Source organism: Synechococcus sp. BA-120 BA3, from assembly GCF_034931285.1.
GTDB lineage: Bacteria > Cyanobacteriota > Cyanobacteriia > PCC-6307 > Cyanobiaceae > Cyanobium.
In genome coordinates this window covers 1-7,509 of the sequence record NZ_JAYGHZ010000064.1, presented here as the reverse complement: position 1 = coordinate 7,509, position 7,509 = coordinate 1, and the positions used below count along the sequence as shown (strand labels likewise).

Here is a 7,509-nt window from a genome sequence, read left to right as displayed (position 1 = left end):
GCCCCTGGCCCGCTGGCTGGCGGCCGAAGGGGCATCCCTGCGCCGGGCCACGCCGCTGCGGCGCATCGAGGCCCTGCACAGGCACTGGCAGGCCGACCTGGAACGGCTGCGGCGGCAACGGCTGGTGCCGCTGCAGCAGCGCACCCAGTGGATCGTGGCGGCCGGGGTGTTCGCCGCGCCCCTGCCCTCCCTCGATCTGCTGGTGCTGGCGGCGGCCAACGGCCTGATGCTGCAGGAGATGGCCCGCCTCTGGGGCTGCCCCTGGAGCGCCGAGCAGCTCAAAGCCGCCGCCGTGGAACTGGGCAAGGCCGCCCTGCTGCTGGGGGTGGTGGAGTGGAGCAGCCAGGCCCTGGCCGCCGCCGTGCGCCTCCACGGCGCCACCTGGCTGGTGGGGGGCGCGCTCCAGGCCCTGAGCGCGGCCTACCTGACCCGGGTGGTGAGCCATGCCATGGCCGATGTGCTGGCCCTCTCCGCCGGCGTCGAGGTCCCGGACCTCGAGCGGATCAAGCGGGAGGCCCCCCTGCTGGTGGCGCGGGCGGCCGAAGCGGAGAAGCTCGACTGGTCCGGCTTCCTGCAGCAGGGTCGGAGCTGGATCAGCCAGCAGCTGGCCCCATCCCCCGGGCCGTCCCTGGCCCCAGCCTCCCTGCCACCGGCGGTGTGACGTTGTTTTCATGAAGTCCGTTCATGAATAATCATTGCGAAGCGTCCCGATTGCCTGAAGGATCATTGCGGTCTGGATCCCATTTCCGAGGGGTTACTTAATGTGAATGGACCTCCCTCGTGGAGGTATCACTGCCTCTTCCTACCGTCTTACTTCCATGACCACTGCCATTCGCAGCGGCCGCTCGGAAAGCTGGGAAAGCTTCTGCGCCTGGGTCACCTCCACCAACAACCGCATCTACGTCGGTTGGTTCGGTGTGCTGATGATCCCTTGCCTGCTGGCCGCCACCATCTGCTACGTCGTCGCCTTCATCGCGGCCCCCGCTGTCGACATCGACGGCATCCGTGAGCCGGTCGCCGGCTCCCTGATGTACGGCAACAACATCATCTCCGGCGCCGTTGTTCCCTCCAGCAACGCCATCGGCCTGCACTTCTACCCGATCTGGGAAGCCGCCAGCCTCGACGAGTGGCTGTACAACGGCGGGCCCTACCAGCTGGTGGTCTTCCACTTCCTGATCGGCATCTCCGCCTACATGGGCCGCCAGTGGGAGCTCTCCTACCGCCTCGGCATGCGCCCCTGGATCTGCGTCGCCTACTCGGCCCCCCTCTCGGCGGCCTTCGCCGTGTTCCTGATCTATCCCCTGGGCCAGGGCTCCTTCTCCGACGGCATGCCCCTCGGCATCAGCGGCACCTTCAACTTCATGCTGGTGTTCCAGGCTGAGCACAACATCCTGATGCACCCCTTCCACATGCTGGGTGTGGCGGGTGTGTTCGGTGGTTCCCTGTTCTCCGCCATGCACGGTTCGCTCGTCACCAGCTCCCTGGTGCGTGAGACCACCGAGAGCGAGTCCCAGAACTACGGCTACAAGTTCGGCCAGGAAGAGGAGACCTACAACATCGTGGCCGCCCACGGCTACTTCGGTCGCCTGATCTTCCAGTACGCCTCCTTCAACAACAGCCGCAGCCTCCACTTCTTCCTGGCCGCCTGGCCGGTGGTGGGGATCTGGTTCACGTCCCTGGGCATCAGCACCATGGCGTTCAACCTGAACGGCTTCAACTTCAACCAGTCCGTCCTCGACAGCCAGGGCCGGGTGGTGAACACCTGGGCCGATGTGCTCAACCGCGCCAACCTCGGTTTCGAGGTGATGCACGAGCGCAACGCCCACAACTTCCCTCTGGATCTGGCCACGGTGCAGTCCGTTCCCGTGGCCCTGCAGGCTCCGGCGATCGGCTGATCCCCTCGGCACCCCCGTTCGGCGAGCGATCCGCGGGCCGCTCACCGAACCAGCCCCTGCCCCCTCCGTCCACTGCGGACGTCGAGGGGGCATTTTCGTGGCGGCCATCCGGCCGTGGCAGGGCCGCGGTGGCGGCCAGAATGTTTGCTCCAAGCTTTCTGCAAGACAACGGCCGCCATGCCCCAGCTCCGCCGTGACGGCCAGGGCCATTCCGAAGGCCCCCGGTTCCACCTGAAGCAGGCCCTGATGGCCGCCGCCCTGGCCTCCGCCCTGCTGAGCGCTGGCTGCGCCCCCGGCCCCCAGGGCGGCGGCACATCCACCGGGTCGGCGGTGAACGGAGCGGCCTCCGAGGGCAGCCGCACGGCAGGGGCCACGGACCAACGCCCCCTGGTGCTCACGACCTTCACGATCCTGGCGGACATGGCCCGCCAGGTGGCCGGCGAGCGGGTGCGGGTGGAGTCGATCACCAAGCTCGGCGCCGAGATCCACGGCTACGAGCCCACCCCCAGCGACCTGAAGCGGGCCTCGGGGGCCCAGATGGTGCTGGAGAACGGCTTCGGGCTGGAGCGCTGGGCCCAGCGCTTCTATGCCGGCCTCCCCGACGTGCCCCACGTGACCCTCACCGAGGGCATCACGCCCCTGCCGATCGCCGGCGACGCCTACCAGGGCAAGCCCAACCCCCACGCCTGGATGTCCCCTCGGCTGGCCAAGGTCTATGTCGAGAACATCCGCCGGGCCCTCACCCGGCTCGACCCCGCCGGCGCCGCCACCTTCCAGCGCAACGCCGAGCGCTACAGCGCCGAACTGGAGGTCCTCGACAGGGAACTGCGGACCGCCCTGGCCCGGATCCCCACCGGCCAGCGGGTGCTGGCCACCTGCGAGGGGGCCTTCTCCTACCTCGCCCGCGACTACGGCCTCTCCGAGGCCTACCTGTGGCCGGTGAACGCCGAATCCCAGGTCACCCCCCAGCGCATGGCCCGCCTGATCGCCCTGGTGAAGGAGCGCCAGGTGCCGGCAGTGTTCTGCGAGAGCACGGTCAGCGCCGAGCCCCAGAAGCAGGTGGCCAAGCAGTCAGGGGCCCGCTTCGGCGGCGTGTTCCACGTGGATTCGCTCTCCCTGCCGGACGGCCCGGCCCCCAATCTCCTGGAGCTGCAGCGTCATAACGTGAGGACCCTGCAAGCGGGTCTGGCGGGGAGTTGAACCGATGCCCTCTCGCCCCACCTCCCCTGCCGGCCACGAGCGCATCGCCGTCCACAACCTCTGCGTCGATTACCACGGGGTGGTGGCCGTCCATGAGGCCTCCCTGCACCTCAATGCCGGCACCATCTGCGCCCTGGTGGGGATGAACGGGGCCGGCAAATCCACCCTGTTCAAGGCCCTGATGGGCTTCGTTCGCCCCTCGGCCGGCAGCATCACCATCAATGGCCTGCCCCTGCGCCAGGCCCGCCGGGCCCGGGCGGTGGCCTACGTCCCCCAGACCGAGAGCGTCGACTGGAACTTCCCGGTCAACGTTCATGAGGTGGTGATGATGGGCCGCTACGGCTCGATGAACCTGCTGCGCCTGCCCCGTCCCGTCGACAGGGAGGCGGTGCGGCAGGCGCTGGAACGGGTCGACCTGTGGCCGCTGCGTCACCGGCAGATCGGCGCCCTCTCCGGCGGCCAGCGCAAGCGGGCCTTCCTGGCGCGGGCCCTGGCCCAGGGCGCTTCGGTGATGCTGCTCGATGAGCCCTTCAACGGCGTCGACATCCGCACCGAGAAACTGATGATCGAGCTGTTCGAGCAGTTCCGCCGCGAGGGGCGCACCCTGATGATCTCCACCCACGACCTGGCCCACGTCACCAGCTTCTGCGACCAGGTGGTGCTGATCAACAAGACCGTGCTCGCCTACGGCGAGACCTCCTCGGTGTTCACCAGCGAGAACCTGGCCCTCACCTTCGGCGGCCTGCGGCTGGAGGGCGAAGCGCCGATGGCCGTCGACCCCGACGCCCCGCAGGCGCCATGACGGCCGCGCTCACCTGGCTGATCGAACCGCTCCAGCAGGAGTTCATGGTGCGGGCCCTGCTGGTCAGCATGCTGGTCTCCTGCGTCTGCGGGCTGCTCTCCTGCTACATGACCCTCAAGGGCTGGGCCCTGATGGGGGATGCGGTGGCCCATGCGGTGATGCCGGGGGTGGTGATCGCCTACGCCCTGAATCTGCCCTTCGCGGTGGGGGCCTTCGTCTTCGGCGTCGGTTCGGTGGCCCTGATCGGCTACATCAAGCAGATGACCCGGATCAAGGAGGACACGGTGATCGGGCTGGTGTTCACAGGCTTCTTCGCCCTCGGCCTGACCCTGATCTCCAAAGTGCGCAGCAGCATCGACCTCTCCCACATCCTGTTCGGCAACGTGCTGGGCATCAGCGCCTCCGACATCCTCCAGACGGTGGTGATCAGCGTGCTGGTGCTTTCGGTGCTGCTGACACTGCGCAAGGACCTGCTGCTGTTCTGCTTCGATCCCACCCACGCCCGCTCCATCGGTCTCCACACCGGCGTGCTGCACTACCTGCTGCTGTCGATGCTGTCCCTGGCGGCGGTGGCGGGGCTGCAGACGGTGGGCATCATCCTGGTGGTGGCGATGCTGGTCACCCCGGGGGCCACCGCCTACCTGCTCACCGATCGCTTCGACCGCATGGCGTGGCTGTCGATCCTCTCGGCGGTGCTCTCCAGCGTGGCCGGGATCTACTGGAGCTACTGGATGGATGCCTCCACCGCCGGCTGCATCGTGCTGGTGCAGACGCTGCTGTTCCTGCTCTGCTTCCTGCTGGCGCCGCGCCATGGCCTGCTGGCCCAGCGGCGCCGCTCGCCGCGGGCCTCCCGCTTCCCTTCGGCGTGAGCGAACCAGCCAGCGGCCCCGCCACGGTCCCGGCAGCGGAGCAGCGCTGGCCGTGGTGGCCGCTGCTGCCCCTCTACCCCTACGGCCGCCGCCGCACCCTGGTGCGGGAGCTGGTCGCCGGGCGGCTGTGGAGCTTCGAGCAGGTTCAAGGGGTCTGGTACGTGGCGGTGCCGATCCGCATGCTGGTGCTGCGGGTGCGGGAAGGGCTGCTGCTCTATGCCCCGGTGGCCCCCACCGCCGAGGTGCGCGCCCGCCTGCGGGACCTGGAGGAGCGCCACGGCCCGGTGTGCACGATCGTGCTGCCGACGACGTCGGGGCTGGAGCACAAGCTGCCGGTACCGGCCATGGCCCGAGCCTTCCCCGACGCCCAGGTGTGGGTGTCAGCGAAGCAGTGGAGTTTTCCCCTGCCGCTGCCATCGGCGTGGCTGGGGTTCCCCGCCGCCCGCACCCGGGTGCTGCTCAGCGACGGGGTGCCCCACGGCGACCAGCTGGACTGGCTGCCCCTGGGCCCCCTGGACCTGGGGCTGGGCACCTTCCTGGAGATCGCCTGCTTCGACCGGGCCAGCGGCAGCCTGCTGCTCACCGATGCCCTGGTGGCGATTCCCCCGGAACCGCCGGCGGTGTTCGACCTGGATCCCACACCCCTGCTGTTCCATGCCCGTGAGCGTGGTGACGAGCCCCTGGTTGATGATCCCCAGCGGCGCCGGCGGGGCTGGTGGCGGCTGGTGCTGTTCGCCACCTACCTGCGCCCCCGGCCCCTGGTGGTGCCGCCCCTGGGCGAGGTGCTGCGCCGCTGCCTGGCACCGGGGTGCCGCGACGCCCGGGCCCATTTCGGCTTCTATCCCTTCCGCTGGCAGAGCGGCTGGCAGGAGGATTTCGAGGCCCTCACACCAGGTGGCCGCAGCAGTTTGCAGGTGGCGGCGGTGCTGGAGCGGCTGGTGTTCCCCCGCCAGCGCGCCGCCCTGGTGAGCTGGATCCGGCTGCTGGCGGGCCTGAAGAACCTGCGCTGGGTGGTGCCCGCCCACCACGATGCCCCCGTGGCCTGCTCGTCCCAGGAGCTGGCGGCCCTGGCGGATCGGATCGATAAGGAAGAGTGGGCCCCCGATCAGGGAGCCTGGCAGACCCTGGCCGGCATCGACAGAACCCTGGTGGGTCTGGGTCTGGTGCCGGGGGAGCGCTGAGGCCTAGAGCTCCAGCTCACCGGGGTCATCGTCGAGGCCACCCTCAAAGCCGCCGCTGCCGAGCATGGCCGACTCCAGCTCCATGCGCTGCTCCATCTGCCGCAGGAAGTAGCCGGTCATCATCGCCGAGGCCAGCAGGCCGGCCAGGTTGTCGCGGCTGGCCTGGATCTTCACCTCGAACTGCTCACCGGGAAGCATGCCAAGCAGTCCCTGGACGTTGTGGCGAATGATGTCCTGGATGTCGCCGGTGGCGGAACGCGCCACCCGCTGGAGAACGTCCGGGGACTGTTCCTGCAGGTACTGAATCAGCGAATTGTCGCTGATCGCCTCGTTGTCGGCGGTCAGGAACTCCGGGTTGAACATTTCCCCTCCGGTGTGCTCTGCAACACGACTAGCACCCTAACGCAGTCTTTCAGGCGGCATCTCCCCCGTGGGGAGAGGAGAACCCAACCGGCCCGAACCGGTCCAGGGGCCAGTACCGCCAGATGGCGGTGCCGATCAGGTCCCTCTCCGGAAGGGGACCCCAGAGGTGGGAATCAAGGCTGGCATTGCGGTTGTCCCCCAGCACCAGCACCTGCCCGGCGGGAACCACCAGGGGCCCGAAGTCGTAGGCCATCGGCTCGCTGGCCCAGTCCGGCTCGACGGGGGAGCCGTTGCGCCAGAGCCGGCCGCCCTTCACCTCCACCCGATCACCGGCCACCGCCACCACCCGCTTGATCAGGGCCGCGTCGGGGTCGTAACCCGCCTGCTGCAGGACCTCGGGCGGATGGAAGACGACGATGCGGCCCGTCCGCACCCCTGACCCGAAGCGGGGGCTGAGCTTCTCCACCAGAACCCGGTCCTGGAGCTGCAGGGTGGGCAGCATCGAGCCCGATGGGATCCAGCGGGGCTCCACCACCGCCCAACGCAGCAGCAGGGCCACCAGCACCCACAGCAGCAGGCGGACAAGCTGTTGCAACAGGCCCTCGGCGCCACCGTTGGGGGCGGATGGCGGCGCCGGCGGTGGCGGCGTGGGCGTGGCGATGGCGGGGCCGCTGCCCATGGGGAAACCGTCCGTGAGGATGATTCCCCCATCCTGAACACCGGAGCGTCTCCCTTTGGTCGGGTCCCCGACATCGCTGACCAACGTGCGGGCAGCCCTGGAGCTGCTGGGGGCGCTGCGCCGGGACGGCCTGACCCATGCGGTGGTCTGCCCCGGCAGCCGTTCGGCGCCCCTGGCGGTGGCGGCCGCCCTGCTGGAACCCGGGGGCCTGCGACTGCACACCGCCATCGACGAACGCTCCGCCGCCTTCTTCGCCCTCGGCCTGGGCCGGGCCAGCGGCCAGCCGGCGGCCGTGATCACCACCTCGGGCACGGCGGTGGCCAACCTGCTGCCCGCCGCCGTGGAGGCCGACTTCGGCTCCATCCCACTGCTGCTGCTCACGGCCGATCGCCCGGCGCGGCTCAAGGGCTGCGGCGCCAACCAGAGCGTCAACCAGGAGGTGTTCCTGGTGGGCAGCTGCCGCTGGCGGGGCGACGGCGACCCGCAGGGGCTCACCGCCATGGCCCCTGCGGAGCTGGAG

General features: G+C 69.5%; 9 protein-coding genes. 7 read left to right on the top strand and 2 right to left on the bottom strand.

Going from position 1 to position 7,509, the window contains the following annotated elements; all coding sequences use genetic code 11:
• The 6 genes from VB737_RS04525 to VB737_RS04500 all read left to right on the top strand — a co-directional run.
• On the top strand, positions 1-661 hold a 661-nt coding region (locus VB737_RS04525), incomplete at its 5' end, for a YcjF family protein (protein ID WP_500311497.1).
• Between the two features lie 157 nt (positions 662-818).
• The gene (gene psbA, locus VB737_RS04520; protein WP_015108033.1) at positions 819-1,895 is read left to right on the top strand and encodes a photosystem II q(b) protein; all 1,077 of its coding nucleotides are present in this window, start codon (positions 819-821) and stop codon (positions 1,893-1,895) included.
• Between the two features lie 177 nt (positions 1,896-2,072).
• Positions 2,073-3,095, top strand: coding sequence for a metal ABC transporter substrate-binding protein (locus VB737_RS04515; protein WP_500311494.1), 1,023 nt, complete (start codon positions 2,073-2,075; stop codon positions 3,093-3,095).
• A 4-nt stretch (positions 3,096-3,099) separates the two neighbouring features.
• Positions 3,100-3,897: a metal ABC transporter ATP-binding protein gene (locus VB737_RS04510; RefSeq protein ID WP_500311492.1), complete on the top strand. Its 798-nt coding sequence runs from the start codon at positions 3,100-3,102 to the stop codon at positions 3,895-3,897.
• The gene (locus tag VB737_RS04505) at positions 3,894-4,766 is read left to right on the top strand and encodes a metal ABC transporter permease (protein WP_500311489.1); all 873 of its coding nucleotides are present in this window, start codon (positions 3,894-3,896) and stop codon (positions 4,764-4,766) included. Before VB737_RS04510 ends, VB737_RS04505 begins: the two co-directional genes overlap by 4 nt.
• Positions 4,763-5,947: a DUF4336 domain-containing protein gene (locus VB737_RS04500; protein ID WP_500311488.1), complete on the top strand. Its 1,185-nt coding sequence runs from the start codon at positions 4,763-4,765 to the stop codon at positions 5,945-5,947. The genes VB737_RS04505 and VB737_RS04500 overlap by 4 nt, the downstream gene beginning before the upstream one ends.
• Positions 5,948-5,950: 3 nt before the next feature.
• On the opposite strand, the gene VB737_RS04495 is transcribed toward VB737_RS04500, so the two are convergent.
• Both VB737_RS04495 and lepB read right to left on the bottom strand, forming a co-directional pair.
• Positions 5,951-6,310, bottom strand: a complete 360-nt coding sequence (locus VB737_RS04495) for a DUF760 domain-containing protein (RefSeq protein WP_323304498.1) — start codon at positions 6,308-6,310, stop codon at positions 5,951-5,953.
• Between the two features lie 49 nt (positions 6,311-6,359).
• Positions 6,360-6,989, bottom strand: a complete 630-nt coding sequence (gene lepB, locus VB737_RS04490; RefSeq protein WP_500311485.1) for a signal peptidase I — start codon at positions 6,987-6,989, stop codon at positions 6,360-6,362.
• A gap of 85 nt (positions 6,990-7,074) precedes the next feature.
• Here lepB and VB737_RS04485 point away from each other — a divergent pair.
• Positions 7,075-7,509 (top strand): thiamine pyrophosphate-binding protein (locus VB737_RS04485; RefSeq protein WP_500311484.1); only part of this gene is annotated, 435 nt, incomplete at its 3' end.